Consider the following 17,665-nt stretch of genomic DNA (forward strand, 5'->3'; position numbering starts at 1 on the left):
CCCTGGCCAGGGTGCGGCCGTCCGGCGGAGCGGACGGCCGCACGCCGGGCTCAGCGGAACGCGTAGTCGGCGATCACCGCCTGCAGGCGGAGGGGGTTCGTGCCCGGCAGGTCGGCGTAGCCCACGGCGATCATCCTGTTCGTGCCGGGCACGGCGGCGATGGCGTTGTAGTTCGTGCCGAACGAACCCGGCGGCGCGGGCGCCGGAGTGGTGGTCCAGCCGGCCGGGCCGTGGGAGCTGAAGGACGCCTGCGGGAACTGGCCGACGACCCACGGGACGCCGTTCGCCCCCACCGCGAGGCTCCGGGTCGCAGGCGTGTCCAGCCCGCTGACGGTCTGCCAGGTGGTGCCGTCTCCCCGCAAGACCACGTTGCCCGACCCCATGCCTCCACCGTCGCCCACCGCCCACATGTCACGGGAGGACGTACCGTCCAGCGCCTGCATGGTGAGCTGCTGCTGGTTCAGTCCTGTCTGGACGGTTCGCCAGGCCGTGCCGTTCCAGTGGAACAGCAACGGCCCCGAGTAGCCGTTCCACATGCCGTTGCCCGCGGCCCACACGTCGTCCGGCGCAAAGGCCTTGACGGCGTTGATGATGCAGAAGTTCACGAAGCCACCGCCCGTCACGCATTCGGCGGGGGGCTGGTGTTCCTGCCAGGAGCTGCCGGTCCACTCGTGGAACACCGGGACGTTGCCGTGATGACCCACCAGCCACGCACGTCCGTCCACAACGGACAGATCCCGGATCGACAGCGTGCCGGGGGTGGCACCCGGCGGGTACGGCACCTCGGTCCACGTCCCGGCGTTGTAGCGCCACACCAGCGTGACGTTGCCGTCCGGCGACCACGGTGCGCCCGTGACCCAGACGTCCGTGGCGGACGACGCGGCGACGCGCTGGAAGGACACCCGCCCCTGCACGGCCGGGAGAGACGTCCGGTACCACCTGATCCCGTTCCACCGCAGCATCATCGGCTCGCCGGTCGTGTACTGCTGATCCGGGTGGTAGCCCTCGAAGCCGACCGCCCAGGCGTTCCTGGTGTCGACGGCGGCGACGTCCCAGAGATTGCTCGTCGCCTTGCTCTGCGGGATCGGGACCAGGCGCCACGCCGGTTCCGCGGCCGCGGCGGCCGCGGCGGGCACGGCGGCGCCGACGGCCACCGCGACCGAGAAGGCTAAGGCCAGGCATCTGCGAACTCTCATAAGTCCCCCAAGCTCTTGGACCTGAACAGGACTGTGCGCGGCCGATCATTCAGGACGCACGGCCGCCTGCTAGGAGTTCGCGCCACCTTGACCAGGTTGAGCGGTGATCGTGACCCACCCGCCGCGACCAGGTAACCCGAATGGGATTCAGGTATGCCCTTGTGATCTAGCTCACGGACCAGGTAGAACTGAACGCACGGTTACCGGAAATCGCGCCTCACGGAACGCCCTCCCTGCCACCCGATCCCTTGTGAGGACCTGTGCGAACCGCAGTCGTCGTCGCCCTGCTCGGACTCGGTGCCTTCGCGGTAGCAGCCGGATTGGTGCTGCAGTTGCACACCTATCCCCTGCTCGCCAAGCTTCAGCACGACATCGACTCCGTCACGATCTCCGAAGGAGAAGGAGTCACCGCCGTCGTGTACCCGCCCGGCGGCGGAATGCCGGAAGTACGCCACAACCTCCGTCTCACGGCGACCACGCACGTCGAGGGTGATCTCGCCGCGCCGGAGGTCAAGGAGAACGGCGACGTCACCGTGTGGAAGCGGGCGACGATCGTCAAGGAGGACTCGGACAAGCTCGTGCTCAGCGCCGAGGTGCGCAAGATCTGCCTCGACCGCCGCACCGGCGAGGCGGTCGCGCCCTGCCACGGGGAGTTCTACGAGACCGAACGGGGCAAGCGGGTCACCGCCGAAGGCCCTCAACTGCTGCAGCCCGGCCTCAACTTCGTGTTCCCGTTCGACACCGAGCAACGTGATCACCGTTGGTACGACACGGTTCTCAAGCGCCCGGTCGACATCCACTTCGCCGGAGAGCAGCTGTTGCAGGGACTCGACGTGTACCGGTTCACGCACACGATCCCGCAGACGGCGCTCGACCGGTTCGCGGTACCCGGTTCACTGGTCGGCAGCCCTGAGCCGTCCGTGGACGTCACCCAGTACTACGGCGTCAGCCGCACGTTGCTGGTCGAGCCCACGACCGGCGCGGTGCTCTCGGTCCGGGAGGACATCCGGCAGGAGTTGCGCACCAGCACCCAGGACGAGGGCGAGGGAACCCCTGTGTTCGCCGGAGAACTGCGGCTGACGAACGCCTCGGTCACCGCGAACGTGGACCAGGTCCGGCAGAACCTGCCGAAGCTGTTCGTCATCACCGCTCTTCCCGTCGTCCTGTGGGTCGCCGGTGCCGCACTGGTCGCGATCGGACTGGTCCTGTTGCTCGTGTGGCGGCGCGGTCTCGTCGCCGGGGCGCTGGCGCTGGTGATCGGTGCGTGCCTGGCCGGCGCGATCACCTATGGCGTCACCGACGCCAGCGACCCGGACGACTCGCTCGACCTCAAGAACGTGGTGTCGTCCTCGAACGTCGACTACGGCCTCCGATGAGCGCGTCGTCCCTCCTCGATGATCTCGGCGACCGCGAGCAGTTGACCCTCCGCTCTCGGCACCGCGATCAAGGTCACCGGCAACGGGTTCCCGTCGGCGTCCGTGTCCGCGCACACGGACACGGCCGGGTAGCCGCTGACCCTCCAGAGCGGGGAGAACGGAGAGGTGGCGCCGTTGCGCACCAGCACCCCGCCGGGCAGCGACATCGTCTCGGCAGGGCCGGTGTGCCCCGGCGTCACCAGCACGTCGACGCCCGCGAACATGTGGTTCACCATCACCCGCTCCGCCGCCCGCATCGACCGGCAGATGCCCCGGAACGGCCGGGGCACGAAACGGTCGAGCAGGTCCAGCTCACGAGGTCCGGCGGCCAGGTGCGGCGCCAGCAGGAACCTGGACTCGCTGGCGAGGTGCGGATCGTGGTCGACCACTTCGCCGACGTGCAACGACAACAGCGCGGCGACGTCCTCGACGGCCCGGCGCATGGGTGGACGGGTGCGGGACGACATGGCGAGACCGCGCAGCGACACACCGATCCTCAGTGGACGGTTCGCGGGTTCGGCCGCCCAGCCGATCGCCCGCACGACGTGCGCCACGTCGGCCACGGTCCTCGCCACCACACCGCGTCCGCCGGAGGTCTCGAAGCCCACCACGCCCGCGCCGCCCGCGGGCACTCCTCCGGCACCGGGCGCACGGCGTGCCAGCACCGCGGCCACCACACCGGTGGCGACGGCGACGGCCGTGCCCGAGACCTTGGGATCGAGCGCCGTGGCGGGGACGCCGGGCGACGGGTTGCGATGAAGCTCGGCTCCCGACGTTCTCCCGATCACGACGGCCCCCGCCGCGGCCAGCACGTCGAACACCGAACGGGGCAGGGAATCCTCGACGGCGAACGGCAGGCCGAGCAGACCCCCGCTCGCACCGTCGGCCAACCGCCGATCGGCCTCCTCCGCACTGCGCCGGGCGGCCGCCAAATCGACATCTGTGAAAACGTGCCGCGACGAGTTCAGCCGATGTTCGGTCATCGCAAGGAGTTCTGCCGCGGTCGTCGCACCGCGGGCGAGCAGCCGGGCCTGCTCAACTGCTCCCGGATAGCACACAGGGGTTTCTTCCACGTGTCTCTTCCTCCGGCATCGTCGCCGATGAGTAAGGAGCTGGTTCCTTCAGCCGCTACCCGTTGGCCAGCAGGGGTTCCGCCGAACGGCTCTGCGGTTCGGCGGCCGAGTAGCTTCTTTCTCCACGCGGACCGATCAAGATGACCTGAGTCACCCCGGTCGAGGGGTTGCGCAGAGGTTACTGTCCGGTAGGTTCCACGCCACTGTGACGTCCCTCTCATCATCGGAACACACCCAGAAGGAGGACGAGTGCGACGTGTTGCGAGCCTCGTGCTGGTAGGACTGGGCATCTTCTCGCTGGCGCTCGGAGCAGTCCTGCGCTTCTACGTGTACCCCGAGCTCGCAGTCGTGCCGCTCGACCAGAAGACGGAATCCGTCGCCGAAGGCGCGGCGAAGGTCTTCTACCCCAAGGAACTCGTAGTCAAGGATGCCCGGCTGACCGCCACCCGCAAGGTCGAGAGCAACCTGACCCGGCCGGAGGCCAAGGTCGACGGTGACGTGATGGTGTGGGACCAGGGTCTGGTCGTCACCGACTCCGAGAACCAGCTCGTCTCCGCGGTGAAGCACCGGGTGTGCCTCGACCGGCGGACGAACATGGCCCTCCAGGAGTGCACCCAGCAGTACGTGACCGACGCCGAGGGCGACCCCACCGCCGCCGACAAGGCGGTGCACCAGGAGGGACTCAACTACAAGTTCCCGTTCGACACCCAGGCCCAGGACTACGAGTACTTCGACACCACCCTGCGCAAGGCGACGACCGCGCGCTACGAGGGCACGGACGAGGTCGGCGGGCTCGAGGTCTACAAGTTCGTCCAGAAGATCCCGTCGACCAAGTTCCGCGACCAGGACGTGCCGGGCACGCTGGTGAACAGCACCGCCGCGTCGGTCAAGGCGGAGCGCCGCTACGAGAACACCCGCACCATGTGGGTCGAGCCGGTCACCGGCATCATCGTCAAGGGTTCGGAACACCAGCGGCAAGCGCTGTTCGGGCCGGACGGAAAAGAAGGAACGGTGCTGCTCGACGCCACCCTGACCTTCAACGAGAAAACCGTCAAAGAATCGGTGGACCGCGCCTCGGAAGCGCGCGGAAAATTGACTCTGATCAGCAGCACCGGACCCGTCGTCCTGCTTTCCGTCGGCCTGGTCCTACTGCTCGGCGGAATTCTTCTCGGCGCACTCGGACGACGGGCCAGGCACGTCGCCTAGGCGCGTCGCCTGAGCACGATCACGAAGTTCCACGAGGCGATCTCCCGGACCCCCGGGACGCGGGTGATCCACTTCGCCCACCACGGGTGGTACCGGGGGAACGTCTCGATCACGTCGGCGACGGTCTGGCGGTGAGCCCACCGCCGGACCGCCCCGACGCTCACCGGGAACAGGGAAGTGCCGAACGAGTTCTTCGGCGGTTTGCCGTTGCGGCGCTCGTAGCGGCGGCGCGCGTAGTGGCCGCCGAGGAAGTGCCACGGCGCGGTCTCGTGCCCGCCCCAGGGCGAGTACCACGGCGTGTAGGACATGAAGACAGTGCCTCCAGGCCTGGTCACACGCACCATCTCGGCGAGCATCAGCCACGGGTCGTCGACGTGCTCCAGGACGTTGGACGAGTAGCAGACGTCCACCGAGGCGTCGCGGAACGGCAGCGCCGTGCCGCTCGCGCGGATCATGCCGGGATCGGGTTCACCGCGGGCGGACAGCTCGCCGACGTCCGGGTCCAGACCCACGTACCGGGCGCCGGCGCCGCGGAACGCCTCGGCGAAGTAGCCGGGTCCACCGCCGACGTCGAGCACGACCGAGCCCTTCAGGGACACGTACGACGACACCTGGGCCACCGAGTCGTCCGCCAGGATCCGATAGAAGTGGTCGGGGTCGGACTGCTCTTTCAGGAATGCGCGAAAAAGCCGAACAGAACGGCTGAAAGTTGGCTTTCGCAACTTTTCAGGGGCCGAAACTGAACCGATCTCGACCATTGCTATCTCCCGCATTCAGTCTACGATGGCTACCTGGCAGTAACCTAGCATCGGGAGAGGCAGATGTCGCGTGGCCCTGATTACCGGCCGAGCATTCTGCTGGTGAATTGGCGCGACACCAGACACCCCGAGGGCGGCGGTTCCGAACGCTACGTCGAGCGCATCGCCGAGGGCCTGGCCCGGCTCGGCTACCGGGTCTCGATCCAGTGTGCCGGCCACGACCGCGCCCCCTCCGGCGACTGGGTGGCGGGCGTCCGCTTCCGCAGGCGCGGCAACAAGTTCACGGTCTACCTGCATGCCCTGCTCGCGATCCTGCGCTCCGACGCGGACGTGATCGTGGACGTGCAGAACGGCATGCCCTTCTTCAGCCGCCTGGTGGCGCGCTGTCCCGTCCTGGTGCTGGTGCACCACGTGCACCGCGAGCAGTGGCACAGCGCGCTGGGCCCGTTCTTCGGCCGGATCGGCTGGTGGATCGAGTCGTGGCTCGCGCCGAGGCTGTACCGCAAGTGCCGCTACATCACCGTTTCCAACGTGACGCGGGACGAACTGGGCGGGCTCGGGGTCGAGCTCCGTCGCACGGTGGTCGTGCCGAACGGGCTGGACGCACCTCCCGCCGTCACCGCGCGGCGCACCGAGGCCCCGGTCCTCGTCGCGGTGTCCAGGCTGGTCCCGCACAAGCGGCTGGAGCACGCGATCGACCTCGTGGCGCGGCTCCGTCCGAAGTGGCCGGACCTGCGGCTGGAACTCGTCGGCGAGGGCCCGTGGAAGGACGTGCTCCGGCAGCACGCGATCGACCGCGGGGTCCAGGACAGCGTCGTCATCCACGGCTGGGTCGACGAGCAGGCCAAGCACGAGATCCTCGCCGGGGCGTGGCTGCACGTGTGCCCGTCGGTCAAGGAGGGCTGGGGCATCGTGATCATGGAGGCCGCCTCGCACGGCGTGCCCACGATCGCCTACCGGTCGGCGGGCGGCGTGGCCGAGGCGATCGTCGAGCACCGGACGGGTCTGCTCGCCGAGGACTTCGACGACTTCGTCCAGCACACGGAGACGTTGTTGCGGGACCAGCCGTTGCGCAAGGCGATGGGCGCGGCGGGCAGGGAACGTGCCCAGCAGTTCAGCTGGGAGGAGAGCCTCGACGCTTTCGAAGGCGCCGTGCACAGCGCCCTGCGGCTACCTCCGCGCCTCGCGGCCGGTGAGCACCGCGTCGCACAGCAGGTCGAGTAGTCCCGCGGCGGCGGCCGCGTCGAAGTCCTTGCGCCGCAAGCGCACCGTGACCGTGGTGATCTCCCCTGTCGTCACCACGCCGAACGCGACGCCCGACCGGCCGCTCGCCGCGGGGTAGAAGCGCAGGGCGCGGACGTTCGCCTTGACGACGCCGAGGTTCGACACCAGGAACGTGCTGCCGAGCCGGGAGGCCAGCAGCCGCATCCCCCACTGCGCCAACGGGTTGTGCGCGCTGGGGAAGCCCGCCTCCGGCGCCGCCGCCGTCAGCAGCGCGCGCACGTCGTCCTCGGTGGCCCCGGCCGGCAGGCGCAGTCTCAGCAACGCGCTGTCCGCCTCGGGACGCGGATCCGCGCCACCGCGCCAGGAAGCACCGATCGCGGCAACGACGCGGCCGTGCGCGGCACCACGGGCGCCGTTCCACTTCCTGGTCGCGTCCAGCGCGGCGGAGGTGAGCCTGGCGCTGCCCAGCTTCACGGCGGGCAGCGCGCGGGACACGAGATGGTCACCGAACTCGTTGCCGCGCAAGGAGGACTGGATGCGAGTGGGAGGCGTCCACACGGCCTCGCGCACCCGATCGAGCGCGCTCAGGAGATAGGGCCGGTCAGGGCTTCGCAGCGCCACACCGGTCGCGGAGCTGTGCACGGACTCACCGAGTGCGACGCCGAGCAACGCCAGCAGACCGAGCCCGTCGACCGCGCCGTGGTGCGCGGCGATCATCAGCGAGTCGCCGGCGAGCGCGACCCGGACCAGCGGATCGCCCACGCGGTAATGACCGTCGGCGAACTCGGCCCGCGCACCGTCCCAGTCGGACGGACGGAGCACGACCGCGGCGGGACCGAGGTTCGGGAACTCCGTGCAGGCACGGGACATCCGCGCGGCCACCACCGAGGGATCCGGCGCCTCACGCAGACTCGCTTCGAGCAGAATGCTCCAGGAGGCCGCCGGGTCCCCGGAGAAGGCCACGGTCACCCGGTCAGCGGGAGCCGTAGTCGAGGACCACGGGCTCCTCGGCCTTCTTGCCTTCCTCGATCCGCTGCTCGACCACCTTGTCGGGGCTGTTCTGCGCTACGACGACCACGCCGACCCCGCCTGCGAGCGCGGCCCCGGCGACGATCGCGACCAGCACCGAAACCAGTTCCACGTCTTACTCCTCATGTCGGGGTGCCGCGAATCTACCGACCGGTAACCGTCTCCACAACAGGCTCGCGCCGATCAGTGACCCAGCCGCGACCCAGGCCAGCACAACGGGTGCAACGGGTGGGCCGTTCGGTTCATCGGGCACTGCTCCAGGTACCCGGTAGAGCGCCAGTTCGGGCCCGTCGTGGACCTTCTCCAGCCGTGCCAGCAGGTTCTCGTCCACCCGGCCGGGCGTCCCGTGCTCGACCAGCACCCAGCCGATGCCGCTCAGATCACCGCCGCGCAGCCGTGCCGCCCGCGGGTCCTCCCCCGCCACGACCTTCCCGCCGACCGACAGCGAGTCGTCCACGACGGTCGTGCCGGGCAGATAGCGCGGCGCCGGGTCGAGCTGGGTGCGCCCGTCGTTCCAGTCGAACCGGCGGAACGCCGACAGCGGGTACACCGCCACGTCGCCAGGCTGGTCGACGAGCTTCTCCCGCACCGCGGCCCAGTCCGCCGGGTAGCCGACCGGTTCGAGGCGCCCGAACCCGCCCCAGGCCAGGTCCGGCAGCAACCCCAGCAGCAGCACGGCCACGAGCAGCCGGGAGCGCAGTCGTTCCACCGCGACCGCGAGCCCGATCGCGAACGGCAGCGCGAGCCATGCCACCCACTTCTGGCTGTCGCGCAACAACCCGGCTCCGGGCACGTGCTCGATCAACGTCTCCAGCACCGCCACGCCACCCGGCAGCACCGCGAGCAGGGCCAGCACCGCACCGAGCACGCCCAGTCCCGCCAGCGGCCACACGGGCAGGCGTTTCGACAGCTCGCGCAGACCGAGGACCGCCGCTCCCAGGAGCAGCACGGTGAGCACAGGAAGCATCGGATTGGCCCGGCTCACGGGGACGACCTCGGCGTTCCAGATCCCGCCCAGCCCCAGCACGCTGAGCACCGGCCCGCCCCAGTTCTCCCCGCGCGCGCTGAACGCCTCGACGCCGGCCGGGTCGGACAGTCCGTCGTGCAGCAGCGAGGGCACCCACCACGGCGAGTTCAGGACGACACCGATCGCCAGGACCTGCCACGCCTTGCGACGTCCGGCGGTGGCCAGCGCCGTGCCCAGCGCGAGGACGCCGCCCGGTGCCGAGAGCACGGCGGGCAGGCTCGCGAGCACGAGCCGGGTCCACGCGTGCTGTTCGCCGGCGCGCAACTTGAGCCCTGCCATCGCGACCCACGGCAGCGCCGCGTATCCCAGCAGCAGCGTCCAGTGGCCGATGAAGAGACGTTCGGCGACGTAGGCGTTCCACGAGTACGCCACGGCGGCGACGATCCGCACGCCGGTCTTCTCCGTCGGCACCAACAGCCCGGCACCCAGAGCACCGGCGAAGACGATCGCGAGCAGTGCGAGCTTCTGCACCACCTGACCGGGGACGACCTGGGTCACCAACGCCACCACGGCATCGACCGGCACCGCCCGCGGCAGCGCGTCGCCGAGCCCGAACGCCGCCGCGTTCAGCGGTTGCTCCGGCGTGAACACCATGTCGTAGACGAGGACGTAGCCCGGCCACAGCACAGGAGCGAGCGCGGCCAGCGCCAGCAGCGCGCACGTGGCGTAGAGCTTCAGTCCGTTCGGCCGCACTTGCTCCCTCTCCGGTCGCGCCGGGGCTACAGTCGCCGAAACTACCGGCCAGTAGTACTCGCGGGTAGTACTGCGGCAGACCCGGCCACCGGAAGGATCCCGCGTGTCCGCTCCGGCGACGACCACCACCCGCCTGGACGCCCTGCTGATCACGGGCGCGCTGCTGGGCGCCAACGCCGCGAGCTACGTGCTGACCATCGCGGCCGCACGGGCTCTCGCACCCGCGATCTTCGGCGAGCTCAGCGCGCTGCTCGCGCTCGTGGTCATCGGCGTGGTGCCCGCGATGAGCCTGCAGACCGTCGCCGCCCTGCGCGTCACGAGCCTCGGCCCGCGCCCCCTGTTCGGACTGGGCCTGAGCGTGAGCGCGGGCATGACGGTGCTGACCCTGGCCCTCGTGCCGCTGCTCGCCCACCTGCTGCACCTCGACGGCCCGTGGCCGGTGGTGTGGCTGGCGCTGTCGCTGGCCCCGCTCACGGTTCTCGGTGTCCTGCACGGTCTTCTGCAGGGAACGCACCGGTTCGGCGCGCTGGCGCTGCTGGTGTCGCTCGAAGGGCTCGGCAAGGTCGGCGGCGGGGTGATCGGGCTGTGGTTGTCCCCCTCGTCGACCTCTGTGCTGGCGGGGACGGCCATCGGCTCGTTCCTGGTCGTGCTGACCGGGTGGCGGCTGTGCGGCGCACCTCGCCCGGCGCGGCCCGCCGGTGGAGCCGAGGTGATGCACGCGTCCCAGGCCATGCTGGCGCTGGTGCTGCTGGTGAACCTCGACCTCGTGCTGGCCCGGCACCAGCTCGCGGACCAGGCGGGCGGCTACGCCGTGGGAGCGGTCGTCACGAAGATCGCCTACTGGCTGCCGCAGGCGGTGGGCGTGCTCGTGTTGCCTCGCATGGCCGACGCCGGCGACCGGCGCCGCATGCTGCCGAAGGCGTTGGCGGTGTGCGCGGGTCTCGACGCGTTCGTGATCGTGGGCTGTGTCCTGTTCGGACCGCTGGGCGTGTCGCTGATCGGTGGCGCGCGCTACCACGGCGAGGCCATTCCGTTGTGGCAGTTCGCTCTCGTGGGTTCCTGCCTGGCGCTGGTGCAGCTGCTGCTGTTCTCCCGGATCGCGAGCGGCGACCGGCGCTCCACCGTCGCGGTGTGGATCGCGGTCGCCGCCGAGGTCGCGCTGATCACCCTGTGGCTCAACGGCTCCGTCGGTCAGGTCGTGACCGGTGCGCTGCTCGCGACGGCGGGACTGGTGGTCGCGGGCACGGTCATCGAGACCCGCGGAGCCAGGCGGGCCTGATCACGGCACGGCGGTGTCAGGCGCTGCGGGTTCAGGGCGCTTCCCGAACGGGCCGAACGCGGCCGCGACCACCGCCGAGACCGCCACCAGCAACGCCGCCTGGACGAGCGGGACGTAGGCCCACTCCTGCCCGTGACCGAGGATCCGGCCGAGCACCGCGACACCCGATCCGAGCGCGACCCCGCTCACCGCGATCACCTTCGGCGCCGCCGCCCAGAACTCCCGCGCCAGCAGGCACGCGATCACCGCCACGATCGGCAGCATGCCGCCGAGAACGGCCAGCAGCACGAGCATCGCGACCATCAGCCAGCGACTCCGCGACGGTGCCACGAACTCCACTCGCCTCCGGACCGGGACCGCGGCGAGCAGGAGGACCGCCAGCACTCCCAGCGCACCGGCCAGCAGGCCCGTCCGGTACCGGGAGTCCGGGCCGAACTCCAGCGCGACCACGCCTCCGTCGCCCTCGGGCAGGACGTACGCCTGTTGCCAGCCGTCGACGCGGACCTTCTCCAGCACCTGCCCGTTCAGCGTCGCCGTCCAGCCGTCGTTGACGTTCTCGGACACCACGAGCAGTGCGCGGGCTCCCGGCGCGACGGTGACCTCCCGTTCGGTGGCGTCCCAGGCGCCGATGGTGACTTCCCGATGCGTCGCAACGGGTTTCGGGAGTTCGACGTGGGTCACGGAGACGTCCTGCACGACGAACGAGTCGGATCGCGACGTGGTCAGCACGTGGTCGCCGGCGGGCAGTTCCAGGGCGGTCGCCAGGTCGTCGTCGCACAGCACCGCCTTCAACGGGCGGTTGGCCATGACGTCACCGAGCACGCCGGACACCGAACTGCTGATCTTCTTCCCGTCGATGTCGACGACCGGGCCGCTGCCGCACGGCACCGTGAACGGTGTCGTCGCGGGCACCGGCTTCAGCACGCCGTCGAGCGCGGGCACCCGGAGCTCACCGATCTCAGCGGGCCCCGCGCCGCCTGACTCGCGCACGACGAGTTCGAGCTTCTCGGTGTCCGCCGGTTTGATCGTGACCAGACCGTCCGAGCCGACGCGCACGACCTCGGTGCCCGCGTCGGTGCGCACTTCCAGCTCGACGGGCGTTCTGGCTCCCCGGGCCCCCTCGATCCGGAACTCCGAGAGGGTCCGTTTCCCCTTCCACGCCACCGTCAGCGTCGGCCGCAGGTCCGTCACGTCCGGCACCCACGACGTGCCCAGATCACCGTCCACAGCGGACAGCGGGCTCGCCGCGACGTCGCCGGCGAGCGAGGTCGTCCCCGTGACCGTCAGGCCCTCCGGTGTCACCGGGTTCTTCGCGCCGGCGGAAGGCACGACGGTGGCGTTCACCACGAACTTCCCGGCGGCCGAGGTGCGGAACAGCCGCGTGAGACCGTTGATCTCCTCGCCGAACCGGGACAGCGAGGAGTCGCACCGCACCGTGCCGTCGGTCCGGTAGCAGGCCGGCCGCGACTGACTGCCTCGGGTGAACGAGAAGCCGGGCCTGGCCGCGTCCTGGTCGCGCGGCGCGCGCAGCGCCCTCTGAGCGGTCATGCCCGGCACGCTCAGTTCCTTGATGCCGACGTTGCCGTCCTGCCGGTCGGCGGCGACACCGAGGACCGTGACGCGCACGCTGCCCGTGAGACCGGGGGGCACGGGGTAGGCGTGCGGGCCGCCGCCGGACGGGACGTCGTGCACGCTCTCCCCCGCGTCCGTGGTGAGCCTGATCCGGGTGACCGCCCAGCCCACCCGCAGGTCGTCGACCAGGTCGAGCGTCACCTCACCGACCGAGCGCGGGGTGTCGAGGTCGATCTCCAGCCATTGCCCGACCGGCCCGGTGAAGCTCGACGAGTGCCACGCGGACCCGCCGTCGCCGTCCACCGCGGCGAACGGCGAGTTCGCCGGGTCGATCGCCCCCGCCGCGTCGGCGTACGCGGTCGACGTGGAGGCCCGCACGGCACGGATGCCGCGGTATTCGGCGACGGTCTGGTGCTTGACGTCCTGGAACGGCGACACGTCCAGCGCGACGCGCCCCTGCCGTGACCTCTCGCCCGCGGACATCGTCTGGCTGAGGTTGTCGGTCACCCTGCCGACGTTGCGTTCCTTGCGCCGGAGGCCGTCGGTGACGAGCAGTTCCCCGGTCCGCCCCTCCGCGTCGCCCGCGAGGACCGCGGGCTGGTCCGCCTTGATCAGTCCCTGGGACAGCAACGGCAGCAACGACTCCGGCCCGCCGCTCACGGTCGGCACGTCGGCCTCGTTCACCGCGGTGACGACGGGGACCGCCCGCTTCACCTCGAAGATCTCCAGTGCGTGCCCGCCCGCGGCGGCGTCGACCGAGCTGACGAGCCGCTGGTCGCTCATCCGGACCTCGGGGCCGAACTGGGCGACGCGTTCGATGCCGGGTGATCCCTGGAGCGCCTGCCGCAGCACGGTGAGCGGCGGCGAGCCCGTCGGTTCCCGCGCGATGTCGTTGCGCAGCAGCAGGAACCGGTATCCCCCGCGTGCGAGGAAGTCCGCCAGTCCTGCCGAGCCGCGCCCGTCCGCGAGCGAGTCGTAGACGGCGTCCATGTACCGGGTGTTGCCTTCGGAGCCGAGCGGCACCTGGTTGCGCACCGCCCACGGGGCCTCCGCGAGCGCCTGCATCGGCTCGTCCACGGTCCTGCCCCAGGTGTACTGGCCGAAACCCGTGGCGGGCAACAACAACGTCCTCGCCCTGCCGTCCTGTTCCGCGAGCCATCCCGCCGCCTCGCGCCAGTGGCCCGGCACGTCCGACCACCCCTGGCCGGGCCGCAGGGTCAGCAGCCACACGGGTGCCGCGACGACCGCGATCAGCAGGAGTGCGACGCCGGTGCGCACCCGTCGCCGCCAGTGCTCGGGAGCGGCCCGCAGCCCGGTCGGCCGGGACAGGTGCAGCCCGTGGACGAACCCGAGGACCAGGCACAGCCGCAGCACCGGCTCGAACTTGTGCACGTTGCGCAGGGGTGCGAGCGGTCCGTCCAGTGCTCCGCGCACCACCTCGGCGAGCGGCGAGTCGAGCGATCCGACGTACCCGACGGTCAGCAGCGTCAGCCCCGCCAGCGTGCCCAGCACCAGGAAACGGCGTTCCGGCAGTCCGAGCCTGGCCAGTCCGACGACGCCGATCAGCGCCACCAGCGCGGTGCCGGCCATCAGCGCAGGGTTGTCGACCAGGAGGAACCCGTTGGGCCACCACGGTTCGCCCTGGAGCACGTACGCGACCCACTGGTTCGTCCCGCGCAGCACCTGGAACAGCGACATGGGCGCGGTGGTGTTCGCCGCCGACTCGATGTAGTCGAGGAACGGCAGGCTGTACCGGCCGAGCAGCAGCAGCGGGAAGATCCACCACAGCGCGACCGCGATGACGCAGCCGGCCCACCACAGCACCAGCTTCACGTGCGCGCGGTTCCACGTGCGCGTCAGCAGCCAGATCCCCGGGAGCACCAGCGCCATCACGACCATCGCGCCGTTGACGCCGCCCATCCCCAGCACCGCGAGCGCCGACAGGGCGGCGGCCCGGCGCGGCGACCCGATCCGGTCGGCCAGCACCAGCGGCAGCAGCACCCACGGCAACATGACGGCGGGCAGCATTTCCGCGGACAACGGCCCGATCTCGGTCAGCACCCGAGGGGCCAGCGCGTAGGCCAGCGCACCGGCGTACCTCGTCGGCTCGTGGCCGATGCCGAGCGCGCGGGCCAGCCGCAGCACCCCGTAGAACGCGAGGCAGAGCAGGAGCGCGCACCAGAGCCGTTGGGTGACCCACGCGGGAATGCCCAGGATCTGGCCGGTCGCGAAGAACGGCCCCATCGGGAAGAAGTAGCCGTACGCCTGGTTCTGCAGCTCGCCGGCCGTGGCGGCGGGATTCCACAGGTGCAGCGCCCTGCCCAGGAAGCCGACGGGGTTGACGGCCAGGTCGAGCTTGGTGTCGAACGTGGCCGTTCCGAAGCGTTGCGCGAACGACAGCACCGTGAGTGCGAGGAGCACCCACGTCGTCGGGTTCCGGTGTGCGATCTTCAGGTTCTTGATGGCGCAGGAAGTTACCACCGGGTAGTGCTCGCGGGCGACTGTCGCTATCTTGGGCCCCCACGACGGTTCTGGGGAGCACTCAGGCAGGTGGCGATGACTTCTCCGACAGCGTTCGAGCAGGCGTGGGAGCTGGGCGACCAGGTTCCAGGGTGGTTGACCGTCGACCAGGCGACGATGTTGTGGCAGGCCGTGCTGCGGCTCGGTCCCGGCGCGCGGATCGTCGAGATCGGCAGCCACCAGGGACGATCCACCACCGTGCTGGGCATCGCGGCGCGTTCGGTCGGGGCCGCAGTGGTCGCCGTCGACCCGTTCGTCGAGGGCAAGCTCTTCGGCGGCACGCCCACCCGCGTCCGCTTCGAGAAGAACCTGGCCCGTGCGGGCTTGACCGATGTCGTGCGGCTCGAAGCGTCGTACAGCACCGTGCTGCGCCGGGAGTGGGACGAGCGCATCGACCTGCTGTACATCGACGGCAAGCACGACTACTGGACCTACACCGACGACATGCTGTGGTCGGAGAACCTCGTTCCCGGCGGCGAGATCCTGGTCCACGACGCGTTCTCGTCCATCGGGGTCACCTGCGGGATCATCGCGAAGGTGCTGTGCGGCAAGCGATACGTGTACGTGGACCGGGCGGGCTCCCTCGCGCGCTTCCGTTTGACGCAGCCGGACTGGGCCGATCGCAGGCGCGTGCTCGCCGAGATGCCCTGGTTCCTCCGCAACGTGGGGATCAAGGTTCTGCTCCGCCTGCGGCTGCGGCGGGTCGCGCGGCTGTTCGGCCACGACAGTCCGTACGACCCGTACTGAGGTCGTCTGCCGGGGCGCCCTACTGGGGACGGCAGGCGGGCGGCTGGCAGAGCATCGTGCTCAGCGCCTGCGCGAAGATGTCGCTGATGCCGGCGGGATCGGCGGTGGTGAAGGCCTTGCCGCCGGTCGCCTCGGCGATCCTCGTCAGTTCGTCGACGTCAACGTCCGGGCCCATGCCGATCGCGATGACGGGCAACGGCCTGCGCTTGTCCTGCAGCTTGGCCAGTTCGTCCAGCAGCTGGCGCTGACCGATCGAGTCGGGGTCCTCGTTGCGGCCGTCGGTCATGATGGCGACGATGTTGATCCGCCCGAGCTCCCAGGTCCTCCTGGCCTCCTGGTAGGCGGCCAGGGTGGTGTCGTAGAGGCCCGTGGCCCCGTTCGCGGTCGCCCGCGTCGCCCGGACCGCCGCGATGGCCTGGCCGCTCGCGAGGTGGTCCTTGACCGACGCGAACGGGATGATCTGCTTGTAGTCCTTGTCGCCGTCCAGCCTGGTGGAGAACTTCCACAGGCCGATCTGCGTGCCGGGCTTGAACAGGCCCAGGCCGCGTTCGGCCGCCCCGACGGCCAGCGCCATCCGCGTGGTCCCGGTCCGGGGGACGATCTGGTTCATCGAGCCCGACACGTCCAGGACGCCCAGCACTCGCGCGGTCAGCGTGAGACCGCTCCAGAGGCGCAGCGTCTCGTCCACGAATCCCTGCTCCGGACCGGCGATCTTGTCGTCGGGCGCACGCAGGCCGAACCGGTCGAAGCCGGTCCCCGACCGCAGCCGCGCCAGGAACTTCTCCGCTCCCGCCCGCTGCGCCTCGCCCGCGTCGGGCAGCACGACGTAGGGGAAGTCCAGCGGCGGCACCGGATTCTCCGGGGCGACCGCCGTCAGTCGCGTGGCGCCGGGAGTGGAGTTGTGCCGCTCCAGTGCCTGCTCGGACGTCGGAAACACGTCCAGCGGACGGGTGAACAGATCCTCGGCCCGCTCGGCGTAGTCACCGGACACGGGCCTGATGGCGGCGACCGTCGCGGCCGCGGGGTCCTTCTCCGCCGACGCGAACCCGCGCAACGCGAGCAACGCCGACAGGCTGGCCGGGTCCCTGGCCGGATCCGCGATACCGGCGACCGAGGTGGCGCCGGGCCCGATCAGCTCCCGCCAGTTCCTGGCCTTCACGGAGTCCTTGACCGCGAGCACGACCGGCGACCGCCCCACGGAGATGCCCGACTCGGGCACCCGCCACGCACCGGAGTCCCGTGCCTGCCGCAGCCACATCGTGGACTCGGGCACCCAGACCGAGGGCGACACCTCCCCGGCGACGAGCCGCGTCATCGTCTCGCGCGCGGGCTCGGCCTTCACCTCGACGCGATAGCACTCGTCCGTCGCGTCCAGCGCGTCCGCGACCTCGCTCAGAGCCGGAGCGACCGCGGGCGCCGCGGTGACGAGAACCGTCGCCGGATCCGTGCAGCGGGTCGCGTTGAGCCGGTCGATGACCACGTCGCCGCCGATCCAGGCGACGACGGACAACACGAGCAGCACCGAAAGCCCGACGACAGGCGCCGTCACCCGCCGTGGTCGCACCATGGCGGACACCTTAGACAACCGGCCCGGGCACCACCAGAACTCGCTGGTTCCGGTTTCCGCACGAAGAAGATCACACGAGCGTGTTGTCCACGAAGCACCAGCGCCAGGTCTCCCCCGGCTCGAACGAACGCATGATCGGGTGTCCCTCGTCGGCGAAGTGCTTCGAGGCGTGCTTGGCGGGCGAGGAGTCGCAGCAGGCGACCTTGCCGCAGCCGAGGCACAGGCGCAGGTGCACCCACCTGCCGCCGGCGGCCAGGCAGTCCTCGCAGCCCTCCACAGTGGAAGGAGTGGGCTCCGGGCCCAGCTCGGCGACGTGCTCGCAGGTGGTGGTCACGGCACGACGGTACCTCGATTGCTGT

General features: G+C 70.5%; 14 protein-coding genes. 5 read left to right on the forward strand and 9 right to left on the reverse strand.

All coding sequences use genetic code 11. The annotated features are described in order from the left end of the window. Window positions 1-50: 50 nt before the first annotated feature. A complete protein-coding gene (locus tag OG205_RS12605) occupies window positions 51-1,196 on the reverse strand; it encodes a hypothetical protein (protein ID WP_330276401.1) in 1,146 nt (381 codons plus the stop codon). Between the two features lie 260 nt (window positions 1,197-1,456). Here OG205_RS12605 and OG205_RS12610 point away from each other — a divergent pair, with 260 nt between their 5' ends. Continuing rightward, a complete protein-coding gene (locus OG205_RS12610; RefSeq protein WP_330276402.1) occupies window positions 1,457-2,572 on the forward strand; it encodes a DUF3068 domain-containing protein in 1,116 nt (371 codons plus the stop codon). On the opposite strand, the gene OG205_RS12615 is transcribed toward OG205_RS12610, so the two are convergent. Then, a complete protein-coding gene (locus OG205_RS12615) occupies window positions 2,557-3,684 on the reverse strand; it encodes a hypothetical protein (protein WP_330276403.1) in 1,128 nt (375 codons plus the stop codon). The two genes, OG205_RS12610 and OG205_RS12615, sit on opposite strands and share 16 nt — an antisense overlap. A 249-nt stretch (window positions 3,685-3,933) precedes the next feature. Between OG205_RS12615 and OG205_RS12620 the strand changes: the two genes are divergently transcribed. Then, a complete protein-coding gene (locus OG205_RS12620; RefSeq protein WP_330276404.1) occupies window positions 3,934-4,890 on the forward strand; it encodes a DUF3068 domain-containing protein in 957 nt (318 codons plus the stop codon). Here the strand turns inward: OG205_RS12620 and OG205_RS12625 are convergent. Beyond that, window positions 4,887-5,612: a class I SAM-dependent methyltransferase gene (locus OG205_RS12625; protein WP_330276405.1), complete on the reverse strand. Its 726-nt coding sequence runs from the start codon at window positions 5,610-5,612 to the stop codon at window positions 4,887-4,889. The genes OG205_RS12620 and OG205_RS12625 overlap by 4 nt on opposite strands. Before the next feature lie 138 nt (window positions 5,613-5,750). Between OG205_RS12625 and OG205_RS12630 the strand changes: the two genes are divergently transcribed. Beyond that, window positions 5,751-6,872 carry a glycosyltransferase family 4 protein gene (locus tag OG205_RS12630; protein ID WP_330276406.1) on the forward strand — a complete coding sequence of 374 codons (1,122 nt, stop codon included), beginning with the start codon at window positions 5,751-5,753 and terminating at the stop codon, window positions 6,870-6,872. Here OG205_RS12630 and OG205_RS12635 read toward each other — a convergent pair. The 3 genes from OG205_RS12635 to OG205_RS12645 are packed head-to-tail and all read right to left on the reverse strand — an operon-like array spanning window position 6,819 to window position 9,621. After that, window positions 6,819-7,841, reverse strand: coding sequence for a hypothetical protein (locus tag OG205_RS12635; protein ID WP_330276407.1), 1,023 nt, complete (start codon window positions 7,839-7,841; stop codon window positions 6,819-6,821). The two genes, OG205_RS12630 and OG205_RS12635, sit on opposite strands and share 54 nt — an antisense overlap. A 4-nt stretch (window positions 7,842-7,845) precedes the next feature. After that, window positions 7,846-8,013, reverse strand: coding sequence for a hypothetical protein (locus tag OG205_RS12640; protein WP_330276408.1), 168 nt, complete (start codon window positions 8,011-8,013; stop codon window positions 7,846-7,848). A gap of 3 nt (window positions 8,014-8,016) precedes the next feature. Then, window positions 8,017-9,621: a hypothetical protein gene (locus OG205_RS12645; RefSeq protein WP_330276409.1), complete on the reverse strand. Its 1,605-nt coding sequence runs from the start codon at window positions 9,619-9,621 to the stop codon at window positions 8,017-8,019. A 103-nt stretch (window positions 9,622-9,724) separates the two neighbouring features. Between OG205_RS12645 and OG205_RS12650 the strand changes: the two genes are divergently transcribed. Next, window positions 9,725-10,900 (forward strand): polysaccharide biosynthesis protein, encoded by a 1,176-nt coding sequence (locus OG205_RS12650; RefSeq protein WP_330276410.1) that lies wholly within the window; start codon window positions 9,725-9,727, stop codon window positions 10,898-10,900. Here the strand turns inward: OG205_RS12650 and OG205_RS12655 are convergent, their stop codons facing one another. Continuing rightward, complete coding sequence (locus OG205_RS12655; protein WP_330276411.1) at window positions 10,901-14,953, reverse strand: alpha-(1->3)-arabinofuranosyltransferase; 4,053 nt, start codon at window positions 14,951-14,953, stop codon at window positions 10,901-10,903. Window positions 14,954-15,028: 75 nt separating this feature from the next. Between OG205_RS12655 and OG205_RS12660 the strand changes: the two genes are divergently transcribed. Further along, a complete protein-coding gene (locus tag OG205_RS12660) occupies window positions 15,029-15,739 on the forward strand; it encodes a class I SAM-dependent methyltransferase (RefSeq protein WP_330276412.1) in 711 nt (236 codons plus the stop codon). Between the two features lie 19 nt (window positions 15,740-15,758). Here the strand turns inward: OG205_RS12660 and OG205_RS12665 are convergent, their stop codons facing one another. Together OG205_RS12665 and OG205_RS12670 are read right to left on the reverse strand one after the other, a co-directional pair. Further along, window positions 15,759-17,306 carry a substrate-binding and VWA domain-containing protein gene (locus OG205_RS12665; protein WP_330276413.1) on the reverse strand — a complete coding sequence of 516 codons (1,548 nt, stop codon included), beginning with the start codon at window positions 17,304-17,306 and terminating at the stop codon, window positions 15,759-15,761. A 70-nt stretch (window positions 17,307-17,376) separates the two neighbouring features. Further along, window positions 17,377-17,640, reverse strand: a complete 264-nt coding sequence (locus tag OG205_RS12670) for a UBP-type zinc finger domain-containing protein (protein ID WP_330276414.1) — start codon at window positions 17,638-17,640, stop codon at window positions 17,377-17,379. Window positions 17,641-17,665: the final 25 nt, after the last annotated feature.

The organism is Lentzea sp. NBC_00516 (genome assembly GCF_036346835.1).
In the GTDB taxonomy this organism is placed as follows: domain Bacteria; phylum Actinomycetota; class Actinomycetes; order Mycobacteriales; family Pseudonocardiaceae; genus Lentzea; species Lentzea sokolovensis.

Coding starts and splice junctions, on each gene's coding strand:
- OG205_RS12660 (WP_330276412.1), top strand. CDS start 15,029: ATGACTTCTCCGACAGCGTTCGAGCAGGCGTGGGAGCTGGGCGACCAG.
- OG205_RS12665 (WP_330276413.1), bottom strand. CDS start 17,306: ATGGTGCGACCACGGCGGGTGACGGCGCCTGTCGTCGGGCTTTCGGTG.
- OG205_RS12605 (WP_330276401.1), bottom strand. CDS start 1,196: ATGAGAGTTCGCAGATGCCTGGCCTTAGCCTTCTCGGTCGCGGTGGCC.